This window comes from Thermodesulfobium narugense DSM 14796 (genome assembly GCF_000212395.1).
GTDB classification, from domain to species: domain Bacteria; phylum Thermodesulfobiota; class Thermodesulfobiia; order Thermodesulfobiales; family Thermodesulfobiaceae; genus Thermodesulfobium; species Thermodesulfobium narugense.
The window spans coordinates 1677821-1703590 of sequence record NC_015499.1 but is presented as its reverse complement, the minus strand read 5'-3'; the positions used below and the strand labels follow the sequence as shown (position 1 = coordinate 1703590).

28 protein-coding genes and 1 pseudogene are annotated in these 25770 nt (G+C 34.1%); 16 read left to right on the top strand and 13 right to left on the bottom strand.

Features of this window, described 5'->3' with window-relative positions:
- Nucleotides 1–17 precede the first annotated feature (17 nt).
- Both mobB and THENA_RS08470 read left to right on the top strand, forming a co-directional pair.
- Nucleotides 18–656 (top strand): molybdopterin-guanine dinucleotide biosynthesis protein B, encoded by a 639-nt coding sequence (mobB, locus tag THENA_RS08475; protein ID WP_013756987.1) that lies wholly within the window; start codon nucleotides 18–20, stop codon nucleotides 654–656.
- Nucleotides 657–673: 17 nt separating this feature from the next.
- The gene (locus THENA_RS08470; protein WP_013756986.1) at nucleotides 674–1360 is read left to right on the top strand and encodes an endonuclease V; all 687 of its coding nucleotides are present in this window, start codon (nucleotides 674–676) and stop codon (nucleotides 1358–1360) included.
- Here the strand turns inward: THENA_RS08470 and THENA_RS08465 are convergent.
- The 10 genes from THENA_RS08465 to THENA_RS08420 form a co-directional block, all read right to left on the bottom strand.
- On the bottom strand, nucleotides 1338–2477 hold the full coding sequence (locus THENA_RS08465; RefSeq protein WP_013756985.1) for a glycosyltransferase family protein: 1140 nt from the start codon (nucleotides 2475–2477) through the stop codon (nucleotides 1338–1340). The genes THENA_RS08470 and THENA_RS08465 overlap by 23 nt on opposite strands.
- The gene (locus THENA_RS08460; RefSeq protein WP_013756984.1) at nucleotides 2478–2915 is read right to left on the bottom strand and encodes a hypothetical protein; all 438 of its coding nucleotides are present in this window, start codon (nucleotides 2913–2915) and stop codon (nucleotides 2478–2480) included.
- An 80-nt stretch (nucleotides 2916–2995) separates the two neighbouring features.
- Nucleotides 2996–4249, bottom strand: a complete 1254-nt coding sequence (locus tag THENA_RS08455; RefSeq protein WP_013756983.1) for an AAA-type ATPase lid domain-containing protein — start codon at nucleotides 4247–4249, stop codon at nucleotides 2996–2998.
- Between the two features lie 15 nt (nucleotides 4250–4264).
- Nucleotides 4265–5140: an ATP-binding protein gene (locus THENA_RS08450; RefSeq protein ID WP_013756982.1), complete on the bottom strand. Its 876-nt coding sequence runs from the start codon at nucleotides 5138–5140 to the stop codon at nucleotides 4265–4267.
- Nucleotides 5130–5984: a nucleotide-binding protein gene (locus THENA_RS08445; protein ID WP_013756981.1), complete on the bottom strand. Its 855-nt coding sequence runs from the start codon at nucleotides 5982–5984 to the stop codon at nucleotides 5130–5132. Before THENA_RS08445 ends, THENA_RS08450 begins: the two co-directional genes overlap by 11 nt.
- Nucleotides 5981–6343, bottom strand: coding sequence for a NifB/NifX family molybdenum-iron cluster-binding protein (locus tag THENA_RS08440; protein WP_013756980.1), 363 nt, complete (start codon nucleotides 6341–6343; stop codon nucleotides 5981–5983). Before THENA_RS08440 ends, THENA_RS08445 begins: the two co-directional genes overlap by 4 nt.
- Nucleotides 6344–6423: 80 nt before the next feature.
- Nucleotides 6424–6729, bottom strand: a complete 306-nt coding sequence (locus tag THENA_RS08435) for a DUF5320 domain-containing protein (protein WP_013756979.1) — start codon at nucleotides 6727–6729, stop codon at nucleotides 6424–6426.
- Nucleotides 6730–6750: 21 nt separating this feature from the next.
- Nucleotides 6751–6960, bottom strand: a complete 210-nt coding sequence (locus tag THENA_RS08430) for a hypothetical protein (protein WP_013756978.1) — start codon at nucleotides 6958–6960, stop codon at nucleotides 6751–6753.
- A gap of 31 nt (nucleotides 6961–6991) precedes the next feature.
- Complete coding sequence (locus tag THENA_RS10050) at nucleotides 6992–7576, bottom strand: DUF5320 domain-containing protein (RefSeq protein ID WP_013756977.1); 585 nt, start codon at nucleotides 7574–7576, stop codon at nucleotides 6992–6994.
- 120 nt (nucleotides 7577–7696) lie between these two features.
- Nucleotides 7697–8890 carry an MFS transporter gene (locus THENA_RS08420; RefSeq protein ID WP_013756976.1) on the bottom strand — a complete coding sequence of 398 codons (1194 nt, stop codon included), beginning with the start codon at nucleotides 8888–8890 and terminating at the stop codon, nucleotides 7697–7699.
- A gap of 284 nt (nucleotides 8891–9174) precedes the next feature.
- Here THENA_RS08420 and pheA point away from each other — a divergent pair, with 284 nt between their 5' ends.
- The 14 genes and pseudogenes from pheA (at nucleotide 9175) to THENA_RS08350 (ending at nucleotide 22490) form a co-directional block, all read left to right on the top strand.
- On the top strand, nucleotides 9175–10023 hold the full coding sequence (gene pheA / locus THENA_RS08415) for a prephenate dehydratase (RefSeq protein ID WP_013756975.1): 849 nt from the start codon (nucleotides 9175–9177) through the stop codon (nucleotides 10021–10023).
- On the top strand, nucleotides 10016–11296 hold the full coding sequence (gene serS / locus THENA_RS08410) for a serine--tRNA ligase (protein WP_013756974.1): 1281 nt from the start codon (nucleotides 10016–10018) through the stop codon (nucleotides 11294–11296). The genes pheA and serS overlap by 8 nt, the downstream gene beginning before the upstream one ends.
- Nucleotides 11290–12051, top strand: a complete 762-nt coding sequence (locus THENA_RS08405; protein ID WP_013756973.1) for a 5-oxoprolinase subunit PxpA — start codon at nucleotides 11290–11292, stop codon at nucleotides 12049–12051. The genes serS and THENA_RS08405 overlap by 7 nt, the downstream gene beginning before the upstream one ends.
- Nucleotides 12042–12707 (top strand): 5-oxoprolinase subunit PxpB, encoded by a 666-nt coding sequence (gene pxpB, locus THENA_RS08400; RefSeq protein ID WP_013756972.1) that lies wholly within the window; start codon nucleotides 12042–12044, stop codon nucleotides 12705–12707. Before THENA_RS08405 ends, pxpB begins: the two co-directional genes overlap by 10 nt.
- On the top strand, nucleotides 12691–13749 hold the full coding sequence (locus tag THENA_RS08395) for a 5-oxoprolinase subunit C family protein (RefSeq protein ID WP_013756971.1): 1059 nt from the start codon (nucleotides 12691–12693) through the stop codon (nucleotides 13747–13749). Before pxpB ends, THENA_RS08395 begins: the two co-directional genes overlap by 17 nt.
- Before the next feature lie 10 nt (nucleotides 13750–13759).
- Nucleotides 13760–14461: pseudogene (gene rnc / locus THENA_RS08390) on the top strand (ribonuclease III); the annotation flags it as partial.
- A complete protein-coding gene (lptB, locus tag THENA_RS08385) occupies nucleotides 14451–15164 on the top strand; it encodes an LPS export ABC transporter ATP-binding protein (protein WP_041438021.1) in 714 nt (237 codons plus the stop codon). The pseudogene rnc and the gene lptB, both read left to right, overlap by 11 nt.
- Nucleotides 15148–16197, top strand: coding sequence for a M24 family metallopeptidase (locus tag THENA_RS08380; RefSeq protein WP_013756968.1), 1050 nt, complete (start codon nucleotides 15148–15150; stop codon nucleotides 16195–16197). The genes lptB and THENA_RS08380 overlap by 17 nt, the downstream gene beginning before the upstream one ends.
- Before the next feature lie 252 nt (nucleotides 16198–16449).
- Nucleotides 16450–18495 carry an acetate--CoA ligase gene (acs, locus tag THENA_RS08375; protein ID WP_013756967.1) on the top strand — a complete coding sequence of 682 codons (2046 nt, stop codon included), beginning with the start codon at nucleotides 16450–16452 and terminating at the stop codon, nucleotides 18493–18495.
- Between the two features lie 24 nt (nucleotides 18496–18519).
- Nucleotides 18520–19074: an acetate uptake transporter gene (locus THENA_RS08370; protein ID WP_013756966.1), complete on the top strand. Its 555-nt coding sequence runs from the start codon at nucleotides 18520–18522 to the stop codon at nucleotides 19072–19074.
- Nucleotides 19075–19322: 248 nt separating this feature from the next.
- Nucleotides 19323–19661, top strand: coding sequence for a carboxymuconolactone decarboxylase family protein (locus tag THENA_RS08365; protein WP_013756965.1), 339 nt, complete (start codon nucleotides 19323–19325; stop codon nucleotides 19659–19661).
- An 87-nt stretch (nucleotides 19662–19748) separates the two neighbouring features.
- Nucleotides 19749–20012: a DUF485 domain-containing protein gene (locus THENA_RS10270; RefSeq protein ID WP_013756964.1), complete on the top strand. Its 264-nt coding sequence runs from the start codon at nucleotides 19749–19751 to the stop codon at nucleotides 20010–20012.
- Nucleotides 20013–20046: 34 nt separating this feature from the next.
- Nucleotides 20047–21342 carry a sodium:solute symporter family transporter gene (locus THENA_RS08355; protein ID WP_013756963.1) on the top strand — a complete coding sequence of 432 codons (1296 nt, stop codon included), beginning with the start codon at nucleotides 20047–20049 and terminating at the stop codon, nucleotides 21340–21342.
- Between the two features lie 128 nt (nucleotides 21343–21470).
- Nucleotides 21471–22490, top strand: a complete 1020-nt coding sequence (locus THENA_RS08350) for an alpha-hydroxy-acid oxidizing protein (RefSeq protein WP_013756962.1) — start codon at nucleotides 21471–21473, stop codon at nucleotides 22488–22490.
- 86 nt (nucleotides 22491–22576) lie between these two features.
- On the opposite strand, the gene THENA_RS08345 is transcribed toward THENA_RS08350, so the two are convergent.
- From THENA_RS08345 to tpiA, 3 genes are read right to left on the bottom strand one after another with little or no spacing between them, the layout of a single operon-like run.
- A complete protein-coding gene (locus THENA_RS08345) occupies nucleotides 22577–23503 on the bottom strand; it encodes a lysylphosphatidylglycerol synthase transmembrane domain-containing protein (protein ID WP_013756961.1) in 927 nt (308 codons plus the stop codon).
- 20 nt (nucleotides 23504–23523) lie between these two features.
- A complete protein-coding gene (gpmI, locus tag THENA_RS08340) occupies nucleotides 23524–25029 on the bottom strand; it encodes a 2,3-bisphosphoglycerate-independent phosphoglycerate mutase (protein WP_013756960.1) in 1506 nt (501 codons plus the stop codon).
- Between the two features lie 41 nt (nucleotides 25030–25070).
- The gene (gene tpiA, locus THENA_RS08335) at nucleotides 25071–25769 is read right to left on the bottom strand and encodes a triose-phosphate isomerase (RefSeq protein ID WP_013756959.1); all 699 of its coding nucleotides are present in this window, start codon (nucleotides 25767–25769) and stop codon (nucleotides 25071–25073) included.
- Between the last annotated feature and the right edge of the window lies 1 nt (nucleotide 25770).

Below are 25770 nucleotides of genomic sequence, written 5' to 3'. Positions count from 1 at the left end.
TAATTTAGGGAGGTAAAATGCTATTTGAAATTATTAGTTTTGTAGGGAAAAGCGATTCTGGAAAAACTACCTTTCTTGAAAAATTGGTTTCTGAACTTACAAAAAGAGGTTATAAAGTAGGAGTTTTAAAACATGACGTTCATGGTTTTGAAATGGACAAAGAAGGTAAAGATACGTGGAGGATGGCAAAGGCAGGGGCATGGTCGGTTGGAATATCGCATTCTGAAAGGATGGCAATTATTCAAAGAGTCTCGAAAGAGCTCTCTCTGGAAGAAGTTGCAAAATTTTTTGAAGGGATAGATATTTTATTTACCGAAGGATATAAAAGAGAAGGCAAGAAGAAAATTGAGGTAAGGAGAAAAGGTATAGATCCCCTTTGTAAACCAAATGAAATTGTGGCACTGGTAACTGATGACTTTACTTCTGATGCCGTGCCACAATTTCCAATTGATGATCCTGCTCCAATTGCTGATTTTATTGAGGAAAAATTTATTAAGTTCAGACGTGTTGAATGTGCTCTTTGGGTAAACGGAAAAGAAGTGGAATTAGGATCTTTTGTCGAGAAAGTCATAAGAGAGGTTAATCTTGCTTTGATAAACACATTACACGATGTAGATCCAAATATAAGGTCTGTTGATTTGAAAATTAGAATCTAAAACTTGATAATTTTAAGATGGAAAAGTACGAATTTTTTTATCAAGAGGCTATAAAACTTGAACTTATGTCAGTATCTGAAGCAAAGGAGTTTCAAAATAACTTAAGAAATATGTTAAATTTTTGTAATTTTGACGTTTCAAATGACATAAAGATACTTGGTTTGGACGTTTCTTATAAAAATAATCTTGCTAAAGCAAGCGCAGTAGTTTTTAGCTTAAAGTATAAAGAGGTTCTTCAAACAAGCATTTCAAGATGCGCTGTAAGATTTCCATACATTCCAGGCTTTCTTGCTTTTAGAGAAGTAAAGCCATTGATTGCTGCTCTGAGGGATATTACGGTTGATTTTGACGTTGTAATGGTTGACGGTCAGGGCATAGCCCATCCAAGAAGGGCAGGTCTTGCTTGCCACATTGGCTATATTTTGAAAAAACCTACTTTTGGTTGCGCTAAGTCTAGGCTTTTTGGAAAAGAGTTAGGTGAACTTGGGCCAAAGAAGGGTAGTTTTGCTAGGCTTGTGGACAAAAACGAAACTATAGGGGTAGTGTTGAGAACACAGGATAATGTATCCCCTGTGTATGTTTCTGTTGGAAATATGATCAATTTGACAAATGCAATAGAGATAACTTTAAAGTGTTCCTTCTCAAGAATACCTGAACCATTAAAAATTGCAGATAAACTTTCTAAAATAATGGCTGAGGCTTAATGTTTATGTTTGTGAAAATAATAGCGCCCAGGTCTTTCTGATATGATTCATCGTTTAGTTCATTCATAACTTTTTCGGTTGCGCTAAGAAGCATCACCCGATTTTTTAGAGAGTATTCTACTTTGTTCCACATCTTTTCATAAGGGAAGAGAACTTCGGGAAATATATTTTCTCCTAGTAGAATATTTGGCAAAAGAAAACATATTCTCTTTTCGTTATATTTTGGTGGTGTAAATACCTGATTTGATTTTTCAAGTTTTTTCTTATAAAAGAAAAAGTCCCACGGATGTATTCTATATACCCCTACAAATGGTATTCTTTCTTTTAAAATCCTTAAGACCATTGTTCCAGAAGTTACGATTGCTGCCTCAACCCTTTTTATTGTTTTCTCTTCTACGTTTACCCTTTTTGAAATCAGAATTTTAAATATGTTTTTTTCTAAAGGTCCAAATGGAAATATGTTGAAGGTAAAGTCGGTTTGCTTTTGCAGACATTCATCTAAGACAAAGGGTAAAATCCAGTCCACTTCTTGAGACCTGCTTCCTGGAAATATGCCAATATTAACTTTTCCTTTCCCAAAGGAAAGCGATCTTGCGGGGAAAATTTTGTTATTATCGTCTAAGATGGGATTTTTTATCAGGAAAGTTTTTTTTCCAGTATTTTTGTATGCATCGAGATAAAATTTATACGGCACAAGAAATAGGTCGAAAGGTTGTGCAATATTATTCATTTCGTCCTGAGTCTTGCCCCATGGGCCAGGAGGAAAAAGGTATACAAATGGTGATTTTATGCCAATAGACCTCATTTTTTTCGCAAGTCTAACGTTTGTTCCCCCAAAGTCAACAAATATAAGGATATCTGGATTTATTTCTTTGATCTTTTCAGTTATTGTTTTAATATAATTTGCAACTAATAGGGTTTTTTGAAGAGATTTTACCAGACCAATGGCACTAAGATTACTTGTATCATAAATTATTTCACAATCTATATTTTCTGCAAGAAAGCTGGAAGAAGCGGCATAAAGCTTGAATGGTTGAATTTTTTCGATTGACCTTAGAAGATTTAAGGAAATTTCTTCTGCTGAACGCTCAGCTGTAAAAATTGCTATCTTTAGCAATTACAACATACCACTGTCTAATTCTGATGGCTTCTCTACAAGCAGATAGTCTGTTCGCTTTATGACGTCCTGGTCAACGTTTGTAGCATAAGTAGATTCTATTGCATATTCATTCATTAAACCTGAAGAGTCAACTTTTATTCTTATAATAGCTGAAAGTTTTGGAGGTATATCCACATAATAGAAACCGTTTTCTTTTGGAAGGACTTGATTGTTTGTGGTTGTGGCTGTAGCTTTTATTCCCAATGGATAGTCAAGATATATATATACTCTTACTTGATTTGTAGTTAGGTTTTGGATTGTATGGAAGAAAAGCGTCTGGGTAAAGGGATACGTGCTATAAGGAATAGGATACGAACTTATGGGTTCGCCCTGGCTGACATTTATTGAGACTGCCATGGCTTTTGTTTGTGCTAAAACTACAAGTAATAAGGTCAAAAATATTAGTTTCCTCATGACTAAGTATTTTAACACAAAATTTACAGTCTTTGAAAGATCTGTTAATATCTGTTAACAATTTATTTTTTTTTGGATTTAGTTGATCTTGGCACTTCAATTTTTAGTCTCTTTAATTTTCTAAAAAAAGTACTTCTTGTAAGACCAAGTTCTTTAGCAGTTAAATCTCTATTAAAACCATTTTTTTTGAGGGCGTTTAATATAATTTCCCTTTCTTTACTAATTATTCCCTCTTTTATATTAACTTCTTTTTGTAAAATTTCTGGCAGATGACTTATATCAATTCTTTCTCCTGAACACATAAGAACTGCCCTTTCAATGATGTTTCTAAGCTCTTCTATATTTTCAGGAAAATCATAACTAATAAGAGCATTTATTGCTTCTTGGGTAAAGCCTGAAAGGTTTTTGCCGTATATTTTGCTAAAATGAAATAAAAAGCTTTCAGCACAAAACATAATGTCTTCCTTGCGAAATCTCAACGGTATTATTTCAAATTTGAACTCATTTATATTGAAGTAAAATTCATCTCTTGGTAAACAATCTTCACATGACGAAAAGATTATGAGTTTATTTTTTATATTAACATTACTTATATTCTTAAGAAAACCTGAAAGTTTTGACTTAAATTCTTCAGTTATAAAATCTAAGTCTTTTATATGGATTGCATCAAAATCTGAAAAAATTCTTTCCAGGTTCAATTCTTTAATTGTTTTTAAAGAAAATTCCGAAAAATCTTTAATATTTTTGTTTTTTAAGATCCACTTTACGAGTGTGCTTTTGCCTGTTCCTCTCTCGCCAATGATATAGATCTTATTTACATTAGGTAGAGCGGCTTTTAATAGGGAAAAACTTTTTTGCATTTGTAAATTCTTGCTTGTGAAACAAAAATCCTCTTCAACTTTAAGAACTTCTTCTCTTAATGCCATTATTTCAGATTGATCCCTAAATATTTGTGCTACGCTTACTATTTCGTTGGATAAGTTTCTTATTAAAACATTTGAAACGCTGATAAAAACTTTGTTCCCAGAAGAATCTATTATATAGCCGTATCTTTTAGTGCACTCTCCATTTTCAAGTGACTCCTTTATTGGACAATTGTTTAAACACATATTCGATCTGAAAACGTCATAGCACCTTTTGCCCATTGCTTCATCCTTTGTTACTCCGGTAATATGTTCGGCTGCCTTATTGAAAAAGATTATTTTAAAGTTCATGTCAACTGCATATATCCCATCGCTTACGCTGTTTAATAGCAAAGCGCAGATCTCTGAAGTATTTATATTATCTAAATCAAAAAGGGCTATGACGTTTTCCAATACAACTCCTTAAAATTAATTAGCTTTCAACTTTTCCCACATATCAATTATATCCTGTGCTGACGGGATATTTGATTCTACAATTGTTTTTGCTTCTATTTGGGATTGAGTAACTAATTTGTCATATCTGATTTTGCCAATTACTTGGGCCTTCAGTTCCTTTGCTATTTTTTCAATTTTTTCTGTTATTTCAAGATTAAGATCAAATTTGTTTATTGCTACATAAGGTTTTATCCTAAAATGATTTGCAAGGGATACTACTCTTTCAAGGTCATGAATGCCCGAGATTGTTGGTTCAGTAACTACTAAAACGTCCGTTGCTCCAGTAATAGATGCAATTACAGGGCATCCTATTCCGGGTGGTCCATCAATAATAATCAAATTTTTGCCTTTTTCTTGAGCAAGCTTTCTTGCTTCGCTTCTAATTAAAGAAACCAGTTTGCCAGAATTTTCAGCTGCAATGCCCAATTTTGCATGAACCATAAACCCAACTCTGGTTTCTGACTTCATCCACTCTCCACAAAGCCTATCTGGGAAATCTATAGCCTTTTCAGGACAGAATTCTACACATACCTTGCAACCTTCACAGGATGTTGGTTCCACACTAAATTTGCCATTACTATCTTCCTTTATTGCATCAAATCTACATAAATTTTTACAAGTTGAGCATCCTATGCACTTTTCCTGGTTTATTTTAGCAATGTGACCGCTATAAAATTCATGCTTTTCAATAGAAATAGGATTAAGCAAAAGATATAAGTCAGCTGCATCTACATCACAATCTGCAACTATGCAATCCTTTGACAGATATGCTAAAGAAGCGCTAATACTTGTCTTGCCTGTACCGCCCTTCCCACTTATTACCACAATCTCTCTAGGCTTATTGTTCATTTTGAATCACCATCCCAATCTTTTCTAAAACTTCTTCAAAGCTCTTTTTGTATTCTGGTAAATTTCCTAAAATAATTTTACCGTTTGAATACAATTCTGCTATTTTTCTATCGTCTGGAATTTCTAATATGATTGGGATGTTTTCTTTTTTACAATATTTGTGTACTCTATCATCGCCTGAACCTACTCTGTTTATCGCGACAGCAAATCTTTTATTGAGCTTTCGCGAAACCTCAACTGCTAAAATCAAGTCGTTTAGACCAAAGGGGGTTGGTTCTGTTACAAGAATGATGTAATCTGCATCCCTTATTGCCTCTATTACTGGGCAAGACGTTCCCGGAGGCGCATCAATTATGTTTAGCTCCTCCTTGTTCTCATGTTTTTTTACCGCCCCAATTAAAGGAGGGCTTAGTGGACTTCCAACGTCTAAGAGGCCTTCGATAAGACTTATTTTTCCTGATTTATAAAAATTGATCACTCCGATCCTGTGATCGACCTCGTGTATAGCTTTTGGCTGGCAGACAAGGGAACATCCGCCACAGGAATGGCACATTTCTTTAAAAACAACTGGCTTGCCTTTGAGGGATACTATAGCGTTATATTGACAGAAATCGCTACATGCTCCACATTCAGTACAAAGACTTTCATCAACCTCAGGAATTTTTACGTTTACAATTTCTTCATTAACTTTTTCTCCGTTTATAAAAATATGAGAGTTTGGCTCTTCTACGTCACAATCCAATAAAGTTACCCGATCGTATTTTTCGGATGCTATTACTGCAAGGTTGGTTGCAATTGTAGTCTTGCCTGTACCGCCTTTCCCTGATGCAACAGCTATTGTCATCTCCAATGTCCGCCCTTTGTAGGTGAGTTTGCTATTTCAAGTTTTTTATTTTTAAAGTCTTCTATAGCTTCTTTAACAGTTTTTGCATTCGATAGATAGATTTTAATGTTGTTTTCAGATAAAACGTAAAAAGCATTCGGTCCACAATTTCCAGTAACCACTGCATCAACTTTAGCGTCAACTAACTTCTTGGCTGCACTAATTCCTGCTCCATGACCAGATTCTACTCCTGCCATATTCTCTAAGACCTTAGTTTCATTAGTATCTGTATCATAAATTATAAAATACATTGCTCTTCCGAATCTTTCATCAAATTGTGAGTCTAAACTATTTCCTTGTGATGTAAAGGCAACTTTCATACCTACCTCCTGTAATAAATTAATAATTAACGTGTATTCAATTAAAATTAGGAGAGGACATAGTCCTCTCCTAATAGAGTTTACTCCTTTTCTTTTTCTATGGCGTTTAGTCTATTCTTTATAGCTTCTATAGTGTTTTCAAGGGCGCTTAGTTGATTTTGCAAAATACTCTTTTCTGCTTCTGGATTATTATATGCGTTAAATATTGGCCAGCCAAACCAACCAAATCCTCTGCCAAAAAATCTTCTGCCGCGACCAAAAAATCTTCTTCCAATCCCATATCCTGCTGCAACAAACCCTGGTAAAGTGTTTCCAGAGCAATATCCAAGACCTCTGCCCGTCATTGGCCCCAGTCCTAATGGTCCTGTTCCATCGCCTCTTGGCATTACTGTCACCTCCTTTCATAGCTATATTCTTAAAAATCCTAAAAACCACAAAACTAAGAAAACTGCAGTCCAACCAAGTACTAATTCAACTTTGCCCATTATTAGAGAAATAATAAGTCCAAATAAAAATATTAGAAATACTACAGATGATCTGTTGTTTATAAAAACATTGCCATAAAAACCCCTTTGGCCTAGGAACCATCGAGGGTTACCTCTTCTCATACCTCTCATAATTTTTTGCTCCTTAATGATATCTACATCTTTAACCTCTAATCATCATTGTTCCACATTTTGGACACTTTTCCTGTACACATGGTACCCCTGGTTTATGAGGAATTCTTGTTCCACAGTTTGGGCACACGCACTCTCCTCCAGGTCCAAAGCCCTGTCCTCCCATGCGGCCTCTTCCTCTACCTAGTCCAGAGCCTATTGGCCCCTGTCCTAATGGTCCTGTTCCATCGCCTCTTGGCATTTTGTTCACTCCTTTTGAAATATAATTTTTTAGAAAATGACCCCTAAATCTGTTTCTTTTGCATCCTGGCATTAAAAAGTTGCTAAAATTTTTATTTTTCAAAAGTGCTGAAATAATTTCTTCTTTGTTTCCACATATAAATGAAATAACTCTGGATAGTGCTGATAGTTGAAATTCAAGTTGTTTAGTGATTGCTCCGCAGATAATTAAATCAACACTATTTCTCAGAAAAAAACTAAAAATATCTGCCAGATCAATTTTGTATACCTTTCTGCTAATAATTTCGCCGTCATTAATTTCGATAATTTCTATGTTGTTTGATGAATCGAAAACAGGAGCAATAATTTCGTTGTGCACGGACAATGCAACTTTCAATCTTCTCTTCCCTTTCTTATAATTTTAGTATCAATAATTACACTATATATTATATCATAAAGTATCAAAAATGATACTAAAAAATAAAAAAAAGAATCTATTGGCTTAATATCAATACTTTTAAAGTTTAAAAATGAAGATGTCAGCTAAAAGAAGAGTGAATCCACAAAGTATTAAAGTTGATTCTATACCTATAGAATTTGAAAGGAAACCAATAACAAGTGCACCAAAGGGAGATAGACCTATGAATGAAAGCGAATAAATGCTCATCATTTTTCCACGAATGTTATTGGGCGTTTTTACTTGAATCAGAGTATTTGTTGTGACTGCTAAGGATATTAGACCAAATCCGGATAAAAAGAGGAAGATCATACTGCAAATAAAGTTTTGAAACATAGCTATGCCTATTAGGCTGACAGATAAGAGGAGCGAAGAACGCTTTATAATGTTTATAAGGTTGGATGTATTTTTTCTCGTTCCCAAAAAAAGCGCTGCAACTAGAGATCCCAATCCAGAAGACCCCATTAGGAGTCCGTAACCTTGAACGTTGGTGTTTAAGATTATTTTTGCAATAGCAGGCAAAAGAACCATATAAGATATCCCAAGAAAGCCAGCCATTGAAAGTATAGTTATTGACATAAGTATTTCCTTGCTATTAATTGTAAAATTGTATGCTTCTTTAAAGTTTACTCTTACTCTTTTGGTTAAATTCTCTCCCTTTTTTGTTTTTATAAAAAAAAGTGAGGTAAGGACTGCAAGAAATGAGACTGCGTTTATCAAGAAACAAATTGCTTCCCCAAAAAGAGCTACCAAAAATCCAGCTATACTTGGTCCTATTATTCTTGCTGCATTAAACATTCCAGAATTAAGTGCTATAGCTTGTGGTAAATCTTCTTTGTTGCTAACTAGTTCTACTACAAAAGCTTGTCTTGTTGGCATGTCAAAAGCAGCTATAAAGCCAGATATGCTTGTAAGCAAAATAAAAAACCAAAAATTTGCGTGTTCGATGGTAGCTAAGAACATTAAAAGGGCTACAAATGTGAAAGCTGTTTGTGTGATATACAATATTTTCTTCTTTTGAAAAGTATCAGCTATGTCACCGCCTAAAAGTGTAAATATTGCCATTGGAACTTGAGCGGAAAAGGTTAAAAGGCCAAGAGCTGATGTTGATGAGGTTATTTTATAAACAAGCCATGAAAGTGCAGCGCTTTGGATCCAACTTCCAACTAATGATATCCCTTGCCCCCAAAAATACAAGCTAAAATTAAGTTGTTTTAAAGGGGCTGGAATAAAATTACAAAAATTATTAGACAATTCTTATCAACTCCGAAAATTTAATTTCATAATTAATTTAGTATATTGTAACAACTTATATTGAACATAGATATAATCAAAAACAGGCATAACTAAGCTTATCGCAGTAGCTAATATCTAACCATTAGAAAAGTACGTGTCGATTTAATATTATTGGTTTAAAATATAGCTTCAATTAATGTAATCTTTTGTTTGGCTTTGTTTGTAGGTATGTTAAAATAAATCAATATGACAATTACTTAAGGGGAGATTATTTTGTCAAGTTTGTTTGGATGTAATAAACTATGAAAGTCGGATATCTAGGCCCAAAGGGTTCATATTCAGGTGAAGCCTTGTTTAAACTAAATTCTCTGGTTGATTTTGAAGCAATCGAAATTTCTGACTTCAGTACTATTTTTGATATGCTCCAAAATAGGAGTCTCGATTATGCAATTGTTCCAGTAGAAAATTCAATCGAAGGACCAGTTGGCATAGTTCTTGAACTAATGCTTAAGCACGATTTTGTAATTCAAGAAGAAACTGTACTGCAAATTCAAAATTCCTTGATGGCTCTTCCTAACGTTAGACTTAGCTCTATTGAAAAGGTTCTTTCACATCCTCAGCCTCTATCCCAATGCAAAAACATGATAGCAAAATTATTGCCTTATGCTAAGGTAATTAGTTGTTCATCGACAGCTGAAGCTGCAAGGCTAGCTTCTTTGGATCCAAAATCTGCTGCAATAGGATCTCCGAAAAATGCTGAGCTATATAAACTTGAAATTATTTTGAACAGCATTTCAGACGAGGAGTATAACTTTACTAGATTTTTTTTGTTGGGGAGAACAAATCGTTCAAGGACTGGTTGCGATAAAACTAGCATAGCATGTTCTACGTATAGAGATAGACCAGGAGCTCTATTTTCAATACTTTCTGAATTCGCTTTCAGGAAAATTAATCTTACAAAAATTGAATCAAGACCTAGCAAAAGAGTTCTTGGAGATTATATATTTTTCATAGATATGATAGGACATAGAGAAGACTTACATGTAAAGGAGGCTCTTTCAGCTCTCGTAGATAAGACTTCTTTTATAAAAATTTTTGGCAGTTATCCAGCTTTTCAAGAAAAAAATAATCAAGGAGTTAGAAATGCTTGATATTAGGTTTTTAAGGGAAGATTTTGAAATTTTAAAGGACTCTTTAGCAAAAAGAGGGGTAAAATTAAACTTTAGTCTTGATGATTTAAGGGAACTTGACTTGAAACTAAAAAATCTAAGAAATGAAATATCTAACCTTAGAGAGGCTCAAAATAAATTATCTAAAGAGATTTCAGTTCTTAAAAAGAATAAAGAAGATGCAACTGAGCTTGTTGAAAAATCTAGAAGTATAGGAGATGAGATTTCGAAACTTGCAGAAAACGAGAGGGGTTTAGATTCTCAATTCAAAACCATGTGGTATCAACTGCCAAATATACTCTTGCCAGATGTACCGTTTGGTACTGATGAGACACAAAACGTTGTGGTTAATTATTTCGGTAAACCTAAAGAATTTGACTTTGAAATTTTGCCACACTGGGATTTGGGCAAAACACTTGGTTTACTTGATATTGAAAGGGCGGGAAAGGTTACTGGGTCAAGGTTTTCCTTTCATGTAGGTTTGGGGGCAAGGCTTGTAAGAGCTCTGTTAAACTTTATGATGGATATGCACAGATCTGATGGTTTTGTTGAATTGTGGCCTCCATACCTTGTCAATGAAGCTTCGATGTATGGAACGGGACAGTTGCCAAAATTTAGGGATGAGCTTTTTAAATGTGCAGACGATCCGTATTTTCTTATACCTACCGCAGAGGTTCCTGTGACTAATTTTTTTAGAGATGAAATTTTGTCTGATGATTCTTTACCGATAAGGTTTTGTGCATATTCGGCATGTTTTAGAAGAGAAGCAGGTTCCTATGGAAAGGATGTTAGAGGGATAATTAGACAACATCAATTCGATAAGGTTGAGTTGGTTGTCTTTTGTAGACCAGAAGACTCTATGAACGAATTAAGCATTATAACCGAGCAAGCACAAAAAGTTTTAAAACAGCTAAAATTGCCATATAGAGTCATTGAACTTTGTAGTGGAGATTTGGGTTTTGGTTCTGCTAAAACATATGATATTGAAGTATATATGGCATATTCTAAAAATTATAGAGAAATTTCTTCTTGTAGCAATTTTACTGACTTTCAAGCGAGAAGAGCAAATATACGCTATAAGCCCAAAGGTGGCAAAACTAGGTATGTCCACACATTAAATGGTTCGGGTCTTGCAATTGGCAGAACTCTTGCAGCGATTTATGAATATTATCAGGATAAAGATGGTTGTTTGATTGTACCAGATGTGCTGGTTCCTTATATTGGTATGGAGAGGATTGAGCCTAAAAAATGTTAGTAGATCTAAATAGCGATGTTGGTGAGAGTTTTGGAGTTTATAAATATGGTAGTACTGAAATAATAGGTTTTGTTAGTTCAATAAATGTTGCTTGTGGAATGCATGCAGGAGATCCAATGGTAATGTTAAAGACAGTCGAAATGGCAGGAAAAAATAACGTAGCAATTGGAGCTCATCCTGGATATCCTGATTTGATTGGCTTTGGAAGAAGGGAATTTCATATGTCGAAAGACGAGCTATATGCATATACCTTATATCAAATTGGCTCTCTTTATTCCTTTCTACGTGCAAAAAAACTGGATATGCAGCATGTAAAGCCGCACGGCTCTCTTTACAACAAAATAGCTAAAGATAAGGATGAAGCATACGCCTTTTTATCGGCTGTTAGAGATTTTTCAAAAGATTTATTAGTTTTTTTGCCTCCTGGTTCAAAATCTGAAGAGGTTGCTCTGGATATTGGCTTAAAGGTTGTAAGGGAAGGTTTTTTGGATAGAGCTTATAATTCAGACGGCAGTCTTGTTGCTAGAAATATTCCAGGAGCTGTCTTAAAAGACGAAGATTTTGTAGCGAAAAGGGCAGTAGATATGATCGTGAATAAATCTGTAAAAACAATTGATAATAAGACAATTTCTGTTGATTTTCAAACATTTTGCGTTCATTCAGATACTCCAGGAGCAGAAAATTTTGTGAAAAAGTTATTAAAGGTCTTTTCAGATAACAATATTTCAATTAAGAGTGCAAGAGATTGGGTATAGAGGCAAAATTTTCCTTTGTTTCAGAAAGTTCGTTACTGATTGAGATCTCAGACAAGATTGATTATGAGATATCTGAAAAAATAAATGCCCTTTCTTTGGCATTGAAAAAATTAGACATTATAGATATAACTATATCTTACTCGAGTTTATTAGTTGATTTTGATCCATTAAGACACAATTTTGATGAGTTTATGTCTGAAGTAAAAGCAATTTATAATCTTACAATGTTGAGTTTTTCTACAACTAATAAAGAGCCAAACATACGTGAGGTTTTCGTGAAATTTGGAGGTCAATTTGGCCCGGATCTTAAATATGTGGCAGAGTTTCATGGTATTTCCGAAGAAGAGGTAATAGAAGAATTTACTTCGAAGATCTATAAAGTATTTATGTTAGGTTTTACGCCTGGCTTTGCATATATGGGGATTTTGTCTGATCGAATTGCAACTCCAAGGTTACCTGTTCCAAGATTAGTTGTAGAGGCAGGTTCTGTGGGGATTGCAGGGAATCAAACTGGAATATATCCTACAAGATCTCCTGGAGGTTGGCGAATTATTGGCAGGACTGAACAGGTAATGTTTTCTCCTGAAAAAGAAGATCCGTTTTTCTTAAAACCGTCGGATTATGTAAGGTTTATCAGAATTGACTGCGAAAGTTGAAGTTGTAGAGTCTAAATTCCACGCAATTATTCAAGGCAATCCAAGGCTGGGTTACAAATCTTTTGGAGTACCAGAAAGTGGACCTGTAGATCCCTTTACCTCTGTGCTTGCAAACTTGTTGTTAGATAACGATCCTTATGCGCCTTTATTAGAAATTACTCAGGGGGGCTTTGAATTTTTGGTTCATAAAGATACTTATATTGCTATTTCGGGAGCAGATCTGAATGCGACCTTATTAAGAGGGGGTAAGTCCGTTGCAATACCGACAGGAATACCTATTAGGCTTTTGGATAAGGATAAAATTGTGTTTAATGGTTCAAATAAAGGTTTTAGGTGCTGGTGTGCTTTTTGTGGTGGAATAAACGTTTCTCCTATACTTTCTAGCACATCAACTCTTGAAACGTCTAACTTAGGTGGCATATTTGGTAGGAGATTATTAAAAGGAGATGTATTTGAAGTCAAAAACGACACTCAGCCGAAAAACAAGATTCTTTTGCCATTGTTAAATATTGAAAACAAAGAAACTGTTTGTTTAAGAGTTGTAAAGGGTTCGCAATACGATAAATTTTCAAAGGATGATGTAGATAAATTTTTTAATAATTCTTATAGAGTGCTTTCAAACAGTAATAGAATTGGAATCAGACTCTCTTATGCTGATAAAAAAATCAAACCTATTAAGGGATTTAATATTCTGTCTGATCCTAGTCCACTTGGGGCTGTTCAAATTACAACTGATGGAACTCCAATAATTCTTTTGCAGGATAGAGGTACTGTTGGAGGTTATCCTAAGATTGCTACTGTAATTAAGGCTGATTTAATTAAAGTGGCTCAATTAAAACCGCATCAATTAGTAAATTTTAAGTTAGTAAGCATTGAAGATGCTATAAATGAATATTATAATGTATTGAAATTGATGGAGAAATCAGTATTGGAAATAAGTGTGAATTTTATAATAAACTATATAAAGTTATTTAAGGAATATGATATAAGCTATTTTGGATATAATTTTAAAAACTTTAATTTTTTGTTAAGACGAGACTAATTATAAAGCAGAGGATGTTGAAAGGGTGAGAACGAGAATAAATCTTTCAAAATTAGAAGAGGATTTAGGATATGTATTTACAAACAAGAAGTGGCTGATGACCTCTCTCACACACTCTTCTTATTCTTATAATCATCCTGAGGTAAAGGATTTTGAAAGGCTTGAATTTTTGGGAGATGCTGTCTTAAAGCTTGTAGTGAGCCATAAGCTTTTTGTTCTGTATCCTGAGATGAGCGAAGGCGATATGTCAAAATTAAGAGCATATCTTGTTTCTGACAAACATTTAACAAAGATTGCAAAAAAATTAAATCTTCAAAATTACTTGTTGATCGGCTCTAGCGAACGCACAATTAAAGATTCTATTTTATCTGCTTCTTTTGAAGCTATATTAGGAGCAGTTTATATGGATTCAAGTCTTAAACAGTGTTATAAAATAATTGATAAATTAATGAATATAAAGATTGAGGAATATGAAGAAGACTCTAAAACTGTTTTGCAAGAGTTGACTCAAAGCTTGTTTGGGGTTCTTCCAGAATACAAGGTTATAGATGTAAGAGGTCCCTCGCATTCTCCAATTTTTGAAGTTCAATTGTCTATAGATAACAAATTTTTCTACACTGCTACCGGTAGTTCCAAGAAACAAGCACAATCAGAAGCAGCGAAAAAGGCACTAAATGATTTGAGAAATATTAGGAGGGACAATATTGATTAGATCTGAAAACCTTGTCAAAAAATATAACAAGTTATTTGCTGTAAATGATGTTAGTATAAAGATAGGAAAGGGTGAGGTGGTTGGGCTTCTTGGTCCTAACGGGGCAGGGAAGACTACTACTTTCTATATGATAGTAGGTTTGACTAAACCTACTTCTGGATCAATATACAAAGACGATTTAAATATTACCAGGTTCCCTATTCACAAAAGAGCAAGTTTTGGAATTGCTTATCTTCCTCAGGAGCCATCAGTTTTTAGAAAGTTAAACGTTTATGAAAACCTTTCTTTAATCTTAAGCGTTTCAGGGAAGAAAGTGGACAAAAAGAAAATTAGGAAAATTTTGGACGAATTTGGAATATCTAATATAGCAAGAAAAAGATGTGAGCTTTTATCAGGAGGAGAAGCAAGGAAGGTTGAAATTGCTAGAAGTATGATACTAGATCCTGATTTTTTGCTCCTTGATGAACCTTTTTCTGGCATAGATCCTAAATCCGTTTCAGAAATGAGAGAGATGATAGTTAACTTGAGAAAAAGAGGGATTGGAGTTCTTTTGACTGACCATAACGTTCGCGATGCCTTAAAAATTATTGATAGGGCATACATTATTTCTAAAGGAAGCATATTATTTTCTGGAAGTCCAAGAGAGATAACAGAACACATTGGAGTAAGAAAGGAATTTTTGGGAAATGACTTCTCCCTATAAAGATAGACAGGCAAAATTATCAAGTGAAATAGAAAAAAGAGGAGCACAGGGTTTTATTAGCACTTCTGTGGCAGATATGCTTTATCTGACTGGTTTTTCAGGAGAAGGATTGATTTTTTTTCTTCCAGAAGAAAAGCCATATATTATCACTGATGGAAGATATGTAGAAGAAGCTATGAAATTAAAAGATATAAAATTAGTTCAGGTGAAACCAGGAAATGGATATATAAAGACGTTTTGTATGCTAATAGACAAACCTATATCACTTTTTTGTGGCAAGGACTTTCCTTTTAAATATGCTGAATATATAAGGAAAAATTCATCCTTTGGGCTTTTTGATGCAGACGATTTGACCTGTGAAATAAGAAGAAGTAAGTCTAAAGAAGAGATAACTCTTTTGAAAAAAGCTGCAGAACTTTCTTGTACTATTTTTTATAAAGTTAAAGATATGCTGAAAGCTGGCATTACGGAAAAAAAAGTTGCAGCTATGATTGTTTCAGAATCACTTGAGCATGCAGATGGAGTTTCTTTCGATCCTATTGTGGCTTTTGGCGCTAATTCGTCTATTCCTCATTATAGACCCCAAGGCATAGAGTTAAATAAAAAAGACATAGTTCTGATAGATATGGGTGTGAAATTTTCTGGATATTGTGGCGATATAACAAGGACTTTTATTTTCAATGGCGAAGATAGCCTTTTTTTTGAGCGCTATCAGTTGCTTTTTAAGGCCAGAGAGAAGGCCATTAGTTCAATAGCTGAGAATGTAGAGCTGTCTGTTCCTGAAAAAATTGTAAGGGAATTTCTTGGAGATGAAGCAAAATATTTTATCCATAGCCTTGGGCATGGTTTGGGTCTTGAAATTCATGAAAAACCTGTTTTAACTTCTGTAAACGAAATTAATCATATTAAAAATTTTATGGAAGGAGATGTTTTTACTATAGAGCCAGGCCTATATTATCCTGGCTGGGGTGGGATAAGAATTGAAGATGATTTTGTCATTGAAGATGGGATTGTAAAAAAGATTACCTTCTAAAAAAATTTATTCAAGAAAAAGTTTTTATTTTTAGTAATATTCAGCAAATTTATAAATAATTGTCAAGCAATTTAAAAATACATAAAAACAATTTATAAAAATCTATTTTAAATTAATTGTCTGATAATATTGACAATTCTGATAATTCATTTTAAAATTGTTTGTAATTTAAAAATTAAGGGAGTGATGTGAATAACAATTCAATTTTAAACGTTTTTGTTCTTTAAATTTTGTAAAAGAAGGAGGAAAAGGATGGAGGAGGTAACTCAAATTAATGGGACTGGAATTTCAGAAGCTGAAATAGGGGCCTATTGGCTCGAAGAAGACTATATTTATCCGAGTGAAGAATTTGTAAGAAAAGCTTATATTCAGAATCAACCGTTTTTAAACAAATTTAAAGAAGAAAATTTTCCTGAATGTTTTCATGAGTATGCCAACTTGCTAAGTTGGGATAGATATTGGACTACTACTCTTGATAGTTCAAATCCTCCTTTTTGGCGATGGTTTGTCGGCGGTAAATTAAACGCATGTTATAACTGTGTTGACAGACATCTTGACAAATATAAAAATAAAGCTGCTATTATTTGGGTTTCGGAGTCAGTAGACGAACCTGATAGGATTCTTACTTATCAGGAATTGTACGTAAAGGTTAATGAATTTGCATCACTACTTCTTGAAATGGGTTTAAAAGCTGGTGATACGGTAACATTTCATCTTCCTATGGTGCCAGAATTGCCTATTTCAATGCTTGCGTGTGCAAGACTCGGAATAATCCACTCCGAGGTTTTTGGAGGATTTAGCGGTCAGGCATGTGGAGAAAGAATTGCAGACTCAAAGAGCAAAATTCTTATAACAATTGATGGTTATTATAGAAGTGGGAAGTTTATAGATCATAAAGCAAATGCTGATATTGCGGTTGCCACTGCTGAAAAGCTTGGGCAAAAAGTTGAAAAGGTTCTGATCTGGACAAGGCATCCTGGAACCTACTCTTCCAAAACGCCCCTAGTTGAGGGAAGAGATCTTTTGTTAGATGATTTAATGAAGAAACACAGAGGCAAAAGGGTAGATTATGTTCCAATGCCTTCAGAATCAATATTATTTTTAATGTATACTAGCGGTTCTACAGGAAAACCCAAAGGGTGTGCACACAGTACAGGTGGTTATCTATCCTATGTTGCTGGAACAAGCAAATTTATACACGATATTCATCCTGAAGACGTTCATTGGTGCATGGCTGATATTGGATGGATAACAGGGCACAGTTACATAGTATATGGGCCTTTAGCAAATGCTGCTACATCTGTTATGTATGAGGGGGTTCCCTTATATCCCAATGTAAACAGAGTATGGCGTATAGCAGAGAGATTAGGGGTATCTATATTACACACTGCTCCCACAGCTATCAGAATGCTTATGAGAGCTGGGTCTAATCCTACTCAATATAAATGTGATTTTAGACTGTTGGTAACAGTTGGCGAGCCTATAGAACCTGAAGTTTGGAGATGGTATTACAAAGTGGTAGGTAAAAAAGGAGCAGTCGTCTTAGACACGTGGTGGCAGACAGAAACTGGAGGTTGGTTGTGTACTACCATTCCTAGCGTCATGCCGATGAAGCCTGGGAGTGCGGGGCCAGGAGCTTTAGGAATATATCCTGTTATATATGATGAACTTGGTAATGAAGTATTACCTGGTTCTGGTAAGGCTGGTAATTTATGTATAAAAAATCCATGGCCAGGGAGGATGCTTACAATCTGGGGAGATCCTGAGAGACTTGTAAAACAATATTACGAAAAATACTGTAAAAATAGAGACAGCAAAGATTGGCGTGATTGGCCATACTTTTCTGGTGATGCAGCAACTATGGCAAAGGATGGATATATTAGGGTTTTGGGAAGAGTTGATGATGTCATTAACGTTGCTGGGCACAGGCTTGGAACTAAAGAAATTGAATCAGCTGCGCTTACGTGTGAGGAGGTAGCTGAAGCAGCAGTAGTTCCAAAAAGCGATGAATTGAGAGGTCATGTACCTGATTTATATGTTTCTTTGAAGAGCGGTTATGAAACAGATAACAAGCATCTAGAAGATAAAATAAAACAAGCTATCTCTTCAATAATTGGTCCCATTGCAAGGCCTGCAAATGTTTATGTTGTCTCAGATATGCCCAAGACCAGATCTGGAAAGATTATGAGAAGAATACTTGCAGCTATTTCAAATAACAGGGAAGATTACGGTGATATAACAACTCTTGTTAATCCTGATGTTGTTGAAGAAATTCGTAATATTGTGCGCGGCGAATAAATAAAAAAATAGGAGGTTGAAAAAATGTCTAATTCAGAATTGAAAATGGCAAACCCAGGTGCTGTAGGTTTGGCAGGTTTTGCTTTGACTACTTTTGTATTAAACGTTGCAAATGCAGGACTTGTGCCTGCTGCACTTTTTGCTGCCTTGCCACTAGGTTTGTTTTACGGAGGGCTTGCACAGTTTATTGCTGGAGTTTTAGAATTTAGAACTGGTAATACATTTGGGATGGTAGCTTTTACTGGATATGGTTCTTTTTGGATGGCTTTAGCTGCTCTTATTTATTCTCCTGCCTGGGGTTGGATGCCAAAAGATGCTTTAGGCGCTGCTTTAGGAGTAACTTTGATTGCTTGGACAATCTTTACAGTTGTTATGACTTATCTTTCTTTCATGAGCAAAAATAGAACTGTGCAGATAATTTTTGTTCTTCTTTCATTATTGTTTATATTACTTGTTATTGCACATTACACTGAAAGTACAGCTATAAAGATATTTGCGGGGTATGAAGGAATTGCTACTGCAATTTCAGCTTGGTATGGCATGTTTGAGATAATTAAAGCTCAATTTAGCACTAAATAATTTATACAATTTTTTACAAATAAGAGAGATGCGTTATTAGAGAGCATCTCTCTTATTTTTTTTTGTCTTCTAAATTAGTAATTAAATAATTTACTTAGTTTATTATATTATTTAAATATCTTCTTGTTTGAAAAAAATAATTTTATGTTATATAATTTTTTGTATTAAACCAACTTGGCAGCAAAAAGCATATTTATTGAAGAAAATAATTTTATTTTGTTTAAAATATTATGTAAGGAGGCCAATTTGTGGATAACCCAAAAGAACAATTAGATACAATAAATAAAAATTTGGCACGTTTCTCAAAAGAATGGGGAAAGCAATCATCAGCTTTTTTTAATTTGTCCAAATCTATAAAAGCAGAAGGTGCTCTTTCAACAAAAACCAAAGAGCTTATTGCGGTAAGTCTTGCAGTTATTCTTAAATGTGAGTGGTGTATTAATTCCCATGTGAAAGCAGCGCTTGACAATGGAGCAACAAAAGAAGAGATTATGGAAGCTGCATGGGTGTCAGTTTTAATGGGTGGAGGCCCAGCACTAATGTATATGCAGTATGTTCAAAATGCCTTAGACAATTTGTCTAAATAATTTAAATTTTTTGTGTAAAATCTAAAATAGAGTAAAATCATTTTACATCACTTAAATGTGAGGAGCCAAAAAATTTGAGATATATAAATGAATGAAGATTTAAAAAAACTCAATAGCTTTCATAAAAAAATATCTTTTTTATTTTCTGCAGTTGTCTTTTTGATCTATTTTAGCTTTATTTACGTGGTTGCATTTGACATAGATTTTTTCTCAAATAATTTTTTGTTTAACTTGAATAGCGTTTTATTGTGTAGTTTTATTGTTATAATTTTGTGTTTGTTTATTACAGGAATCTATGTTTGGTGGAATAATAACTTTTACGAAAAAAGGCTTAACAAGTTAAAAAAATAAAATAAAGTTTAATAATTAATTTATAATATCTTATATGCAAAATAAGTTTAATGCTTTTCAAAATGCTTTAGCTCTTTTTGGTGACTATGTTGGGGCTGCTTCTTTTCTTGGGATAGCTGGCTTGACTGCTACTAAGGGGTTTGATGGTCTTTTTTATGCTGTTGGCTGGATAGTAGGTTGGCCCATAATGCTTTTTTTGGTAGCTGAACCTATGTCGAGAAGAGGGGTATCAACTTATATAGACCTGATTGCTCTCAGATTTAATGGTAGAGACGTTAAAGTTGCGCTTAGCTTAACAGGACTGTTGTGCATAATTATTTTCTTGGTTGCAGAATTAATTGGTGCTGCATGGCTGCTTTCTTTGGTTACTGGAATGGGTTATAATTTATCTCTTTTTATGGTCACATTTATTGCTGTTTGTTTTGTTTTAATGGGCGGGATGTTTGGAACTACATGGTTCCAAATTTATAAAACTGTAATATTATTTTCTCTTACTTTGATAATTCTTTTTCTAACCCTTTTCAAAATGAACACAAGTAACTTTTTTTTGACAAGTGGATTATTAAATAGTTTATTTTTGCCTCAAACTATTTTTCGTTATCCATTCGACTATTTTTCTCTCTCTTTTGCTCTTCTTTTTGGTACAGCTGGGCTTCCTAACATTTTGATAAGATTTTTTACTGTACAAGACAGAAGATCCGCAAGAATATCAGTTTTTCTTGCGACTTTATTAATTAGTATATTCTATCTAATAGTTTTTTTCCTTGGTGTTGAATCTAGATCTATTCTTGATAAGAAGGATTTAAATGACGGAGCTAATATGGTTTTGCTACATCTTACTTACTATATTGGACACGATTTACTGTTTTATATTACTACCATGATAACCTTCGTTACAATATTTGCTGTGTTAAGTGGGCTTTTTGTGGCGGGGGCTACAACTTTAAAAGAAGATGTATTTAATAGCAAAAAATCATATGTATGGGTTTTTTGTGTTATTGCGATTGGAATTATTGCTTTTTTATTAGCTATGGTCTTTATTGGACAAAATGTTGCATTTATGGTTGGACTTTCTTATTCTCTTGCTGCAAGTGCTAATTTCCCTGTACTTTTTTGTTCAATATATTTAGACAATATTTCTAAAAACGCACTAATATTAGGAAGTTTGGTGGGGGCGACTTTGGCCATAATTCTTACAATACTTGGACCGACCGTTTGGGTAGACATCTTTCATTATAAAGCACCAATTTATCCTTTTATTGACTCAACTTTAATTTCAATGCCTATATCTTTTATAACTATCATATTTTTTTCAAGATTTTACAAATAGAAATGCTCTAAATTCAAATTAAATGAATTGTCAGAAAAATACCAAAATTTAGTTTTATTATATTTTTTAAGTAAGCAATATATAATTGGATATTAATAAAAAAATATTTTTTTGACAGGAGGAGAAACGTGGATCTTAAGACAATTAAAGAAGAGGCTAGAAAGAAGTTTAACAATTTTTGTAGGGTTTGTGTTGTTTGTGATGGAAGAGCATGTGCAGGAGAAGTTCCTGGAATGGGGGGAACTGGAACAGGAGAATCTTTTAAACAAAATGTTAGAGCTTTGTCTGATATAAGGTTGAACCTCAGAGTAGTGCACGATGTTTTAGAACCTGATACTTCAATTAATCTTTTTGGGATAAACCTTTTGACTCCAATAATGGGGGCACCCATAACAAACGCATCGCTTAATTGTGGCGGTGGTCTTACTGAATTTGAATTGGTCTCTTCTCTTGTTAAAGGATGTCACGATGCAGGAAGTCTGGGGTGGATAGGGGATCCTGCAATTCCTAGCATGTTTACGGATGGTCTAGAGGCAATAAAGTTGGCTACAAGGGGTGTTGCAATTATTAAGCCAAGAGTGGATCAGGGGGAGATAATAAGAAGATTCGAAGATGCTATTCAAGCGGGCGCAATAGCTGTAGGTATCGACATAGATGGTGCTGGTCTTGTAACTATGAAACTTAAAGGGCAAGCTGTGGGGCCAAAAAACATAAGTAAGATTAGAGAACTGGTTAATTCTGTAAGTGTACCGTTTGTTGTAAAGGGGATTATGACCCCAGATGAAGCAGTTGCTTGTTTTGATGCTGGTGCAAATGCAATTGTTGTTTCTAATCATGGAGGCAGGGTTCTAGATTTTACTCCTGGTGTAGCTGAAGTGCTTCCTAAAATAATAAAGGCAGTAGGTAAAGATGCTATAGTTCTTGCAGACGGTGGGGTAAGATCTGGAGTTGATGCGTTGAAACTAATAGCGCTTGGTGCAAAGGGAGTGCTTGTGGGAAGACCCCTAATAACTGGAGCGTTTGGCGCTATGTCTGAAGGAGTAAAGTTTATAATTGAAAAATATACTCAGGAATTGTATGCTGCGATGATCCTAACAGGGTGTAAAAGCATAAAGGATATTGATTCAAGAATAATTTTTGAAAAGTAGTATACATTATTGTGGGGGGGTAATTTTTAAGACACCAGACAATTCTCCTTAAATATAGAGACAATAAAGCAGGATAGTGACTTAGATTAACTTTTTAAATTTTTTAAAATAACAAAGATTTTCTTTGTTTTTAACGTTAGTATGAGATCATAGAATGTTATAAGAATAAACGTTAGCAAACTTACAAAAATTATTGTTATTTGATAAATAAAAAAGATCCCTGTCGCATCATCGAAATCTATTCCATACTTTTTTGACGCCATCCATATTCCAAAACTCAAAAGTCCTATGTTTACAAAGAAGGTTGATATCAAAGATTCGATAAGTAGGATTTTACCTACTAAATTGAAGTAAAGTAAGAGTATTCCCAATGAAATTAATAACAAACACAGAATATTTGCCAGATAGACTCTTTTGAAAATACTGCTTTTTGTTAGATCTAAAAAAGGATGAACCAAAAGCCAAAAATTAGGGAATCTAATTTTGAAGTGTTTGAATTTTTTCCTTATAAATATCGATAGGAAGAATAATATTAAAAAGATAATAGTCATAACTATCGGCAAAAAAAGAATATTTATAGAAATTTTGACTCCTATACACAGACAAAAAAGACCAAGTGTTAATATTGTAAAAAAGTCTAAAAGCTGTTCGGTAGCTATGCTAACCAAAACCGATGGAAATGGTAAATTGGATGTTTTTGATAGGTATATGCCTCTAATCAAATCTCCTAATCTCAATGGTAAAAATGAATTGATGGCAAATCCTACTCCTTCACCTGCAATTAAGTGTCTAAAACTTAGATCTTTTGATATGTTGGCTAATAAATTTTTCCAGATATAAGCCCTAAGATTTAGCACAATAAAAAACAACACAAAAAAAGCTATTATAAATTCTTTATTAAAGTTAAAAACAACTTCTAAAACTCTTTTTATATCAATATTTATAGCTAGTAAATAAACTAAGAATAACGATATTAAAACGCTTAAAAGATTTTTGACAAGCCTTGAGTTCATTAAGATAATCTTAATTTTTTTTAAATTATAAGAGATCTTCCTGTCATCTCTTCTGGCTGAATTATTCCCATAAGTTCAAGAACTGTTGGCGCTACATCTGCTAAAATTCCATTTTCTCTTAGAGGTTTTTTGTTTCCTACAATGACAAATGGAACGGGATTGGTGGTATGAGATGTCATTGGCTCCCCTGTATTTTTATCAAGCATCTCCTCGCAATTCCCATGATCTGCAGTTATCACAATAGGAAATTTGTTTTCAAATAAGTCAAATATTTTGCCCAAACAGATGTCCACAGCATTAAGAGCTTTTTTTACAGCTTCAAAATTGCCAGTATGTCCAACCATATCGGGATTTGCAAAGTTTACTACCGTAAAGTCATAATTTTTATCAAACAGGGATTTTAAAAGACTTTCCGTAAGTTCAAAAGCGCTCATTTCGGGTTTTAGATCATAAGTTGCTACCTTTGGAGAATGAATTAAGATTCTCTCTTCTTTATCAAATGGTTCTTCTCTGCCGCCATTGAAGAAAAAGGTCACGTGTGCATATTTTTCTGTTTCTGCTGTATGAAGCTGAAACAAGCCTTTATTTGATATAACTTCTGCTAGGACGTTTTTTGGTATTTCATTTTTAAAGGCTACTGGCAGTGGGAACTCTTTATCGTATTCTGTAAAAGTTAATGGAAATAGTTTAAGTTTTATCACGTTAAACTCTTTGAATTCAGGATCTAAGAGCGCTCTGGTAATTTGTCTCATTCTGTCTGCTCTAAAATTGAAAAATATAATTGAATCGCCATCTTTTATTCTTGTTTCATGCGAGTTGAGACCTACTGAAAATGGTGTAAAAAATTCGTCTGTTTCGCCTTTTCCTGACAAATAGATAATTGCTTCTTCGTAAGTTTTAAAATTTGTCTTATCCCTGCCCGTAAACACATCATATGCTTTTTGGGTTCTTTCCCATCTTTTGTCTCTGTCCATGGCATAATATCTTCCTGAAACAGATACGATTACTCCAGTTCCCTCTTGTTTTGTATGAGCTTCTACTTCCTTTAAGAAATTTATAGCAGTTCCTGGTTGAGTATCTCTGCCATCAGTAATTGCATGAACGTAGACGTTCTTTACTCCTTCCTGTTTTGCCATTGTGATAAGAGATTTTAGGTGTTCAATATGGCTATGAACTCCACCGTCAGAAACGAGACCAACAAGATGAAGGGCTTTTTCTCTTGCTTTGTTCATAACACATTTTAATTCTTTATTTGTGAAAAAGCTTCCATCTTTAATGGCTTTATTAATTCTTGTGAGTTCCTGATACATAATCCTACCTGCCCCGAGGTTTAAATGACCTACTTCTGAATTTCCCATTTGACCTGGTGGAAGGCCAACTTCTTCACCTGATGCTACAAGGAGGGTATTTGGATATGTGTTCATAATTCTTCTGTAGTTTGGCATGTGAGAAACTGCAACTGCATTGCCGTAAGTTTCCTTGCTAAAACCAAAACCATCCAATATTATAAGCAATATCTTATTCACTTTTCCCTCCTAGTTTTTAGTCAGAATTTGCTTTATTTATTTTAAGACATGTTTTCTATAATTTTTGAAAATTCTTTTACATCAAGGCTTGCCGAACCAACCAATACGCCTTTAAATCCTGCATCAATAAATGATTTTGCGTTTTTATGATTGACTGAACCACCATAAAGACAATCCGGGAGGGCTCCTAATTTTGATTCTAATTCTTTAATTAAAGCAAATGATCCTTCTGCGTTAGCAGTTTTACCAGTTCCTATTGCCCAGACTGGTTCATATGCGAGAATTATATTTTCGAAAAAGCTTTTTACTAAATTTAACTGATTAAGCGTTACTTCAAGTGATTTGCCAGCGTCTCTTTCTTCTTCTGTTTCGCCAAAGCAATAAATTACTTTTAATCTATTAGCTGCAGCTTTAACCTTTTTAAACAACAAATCATCTGATTCTTTGAAGTAGTGTCTTCTTTCAGAGTGACCAATTATCGCGTATTTTACTCCTACACTTTCTAACATTCCAATGGATATCTCTCCTGTGAAGGCGCCTTTTTCTTCGAAAAATAGATTTTGAGCGCCGATCTCTATTAAGGATCCAAAGGAGGCTTTCACGGCTCTTTCAAGAGAGACAAAGGAAGGACAAATTACAGTTTTAACGCTGTTTTTTAGATTTTGTCTTAATTCACAAATATATTCATCTACTTCATCTGAAGTTTTATTCATTTTAAAGTTTGCGATAGCGTAATTCATT

Bases quoted from the DNA above. Each gene is read 5' to 3' on its own strand.
- mobB (WP_013756987.1), top strand. From the start codon at position 18: ATGCTATTTGAAATTATTAGTTTTGTAGGGAAAAGCGATTCTGGAAAA.
- THENA_RS08430 (WP_013756978.1), bottom strand. From the start codon at position 6,960: ATGAGAGGTATGAGAAGAGGTAACCCTCGATGGTTCCTAGGCCAAAGG.
- THENA_RS08435 (WP_013756979.1), bottom strand. From the start codon at position 6,729: ATGCCAAGAGGCGATGGAACAGGACCATTAGGACTGGGGCCAATGACG.
- THENA_RS08445 (WP_013756981.1), bottom strand. From the start codon at position 5,984: ATGACAATAGCTGTTGCATCAGGGAAAGGCGGTACAGGCAAGACTACA.
- pheA (WP_013756975.1), top strand. From the start codon at position 9,175: ATGAAAGTCGGATATCTAGGCCCAAAGGGTTCATATTCAGGTGAAGCC.
- THENA_RS10270 (WP_013756964.1), top strand. From the start codon at position 19,749: ATGAATGAAGATTTAAAAAAACTCAATAGCTTTCATAAAAAAATATCT.
- serS (WP_013756974.1), top strand. From the start codon at position 10,016: ATGCTTGATATTAGGTTTTTAAGGGAAGATTTTGAAATTTTAAAGGAC.
- THENA_RS08470 (WP_013756986.1), top strand. From the start codon at position 674: ATGGAAAAGTACGAATTTTTTTATCAAGAGGCTATAAAACTTGAACTT.
- THENA_RS08440 (WP_013756980.1), bottom strand. From the start codon at position 6,343: ATGAAAGTTGCCTTTACATCACAAGGAAATAGTTTAGACTCACAATTT.
- THENA_RS08450 (WP_013756982.1), bottom strand. From the start codon at position 5,140: ATGAACAATAAGCCTAGAGAGATTGTGGTAATAAGTGGGAAGGGCGGT.
- tpiA (WP_013756959.1), bottom strand. From the start codon at position 25,769: ATGAATTACGCTATCGCAAACTTTAAAATGAATAAAACTTCAGATGAA.
- THENA_RS08355 (WP_013756963.1), top strand. From the start codon at position 20,047: ATGCAAAATAAGTTTAATGCTTTTCAAAATGCTTTAGCTCTTTTTGGT.
- THENA_RS08380 (WP_013756968.1), top strand. From the start codon at position 15,148: ATGACTTCTCCCTATAAAGATAGACAGGCAAAATTATCAAGTGAAATA.
- THENA_RS08345 (WP_013756961.1), bottom strand. From the start codon at position 23,503: ATGAACTCAAGGCTTGTCAAAAATCTTTTAAGCGTTTTAATATCGTTA.
- THENA_RS08405 (WP_013756973.1), top strand. From the start codon at position 11,290: ATGTTAGTAGATCTAAATAGCGATGTTGGTGAGAGTTTTGGAGTTTAT.
- THENA_RS08370 (WP_013756966.1), top strand. From the start codon at position 18,520: ATGTCTAATTCAGAATTGAAAATGGCAAACCCAGGTGCTGTAGGTTTG.
- acs (WP_013756967.1), top strand. From the start codon at position 16,450: ATGGAGGAGGTAACTCAAATTAATGGGACTGGAATTTCAGAAGCTGAA.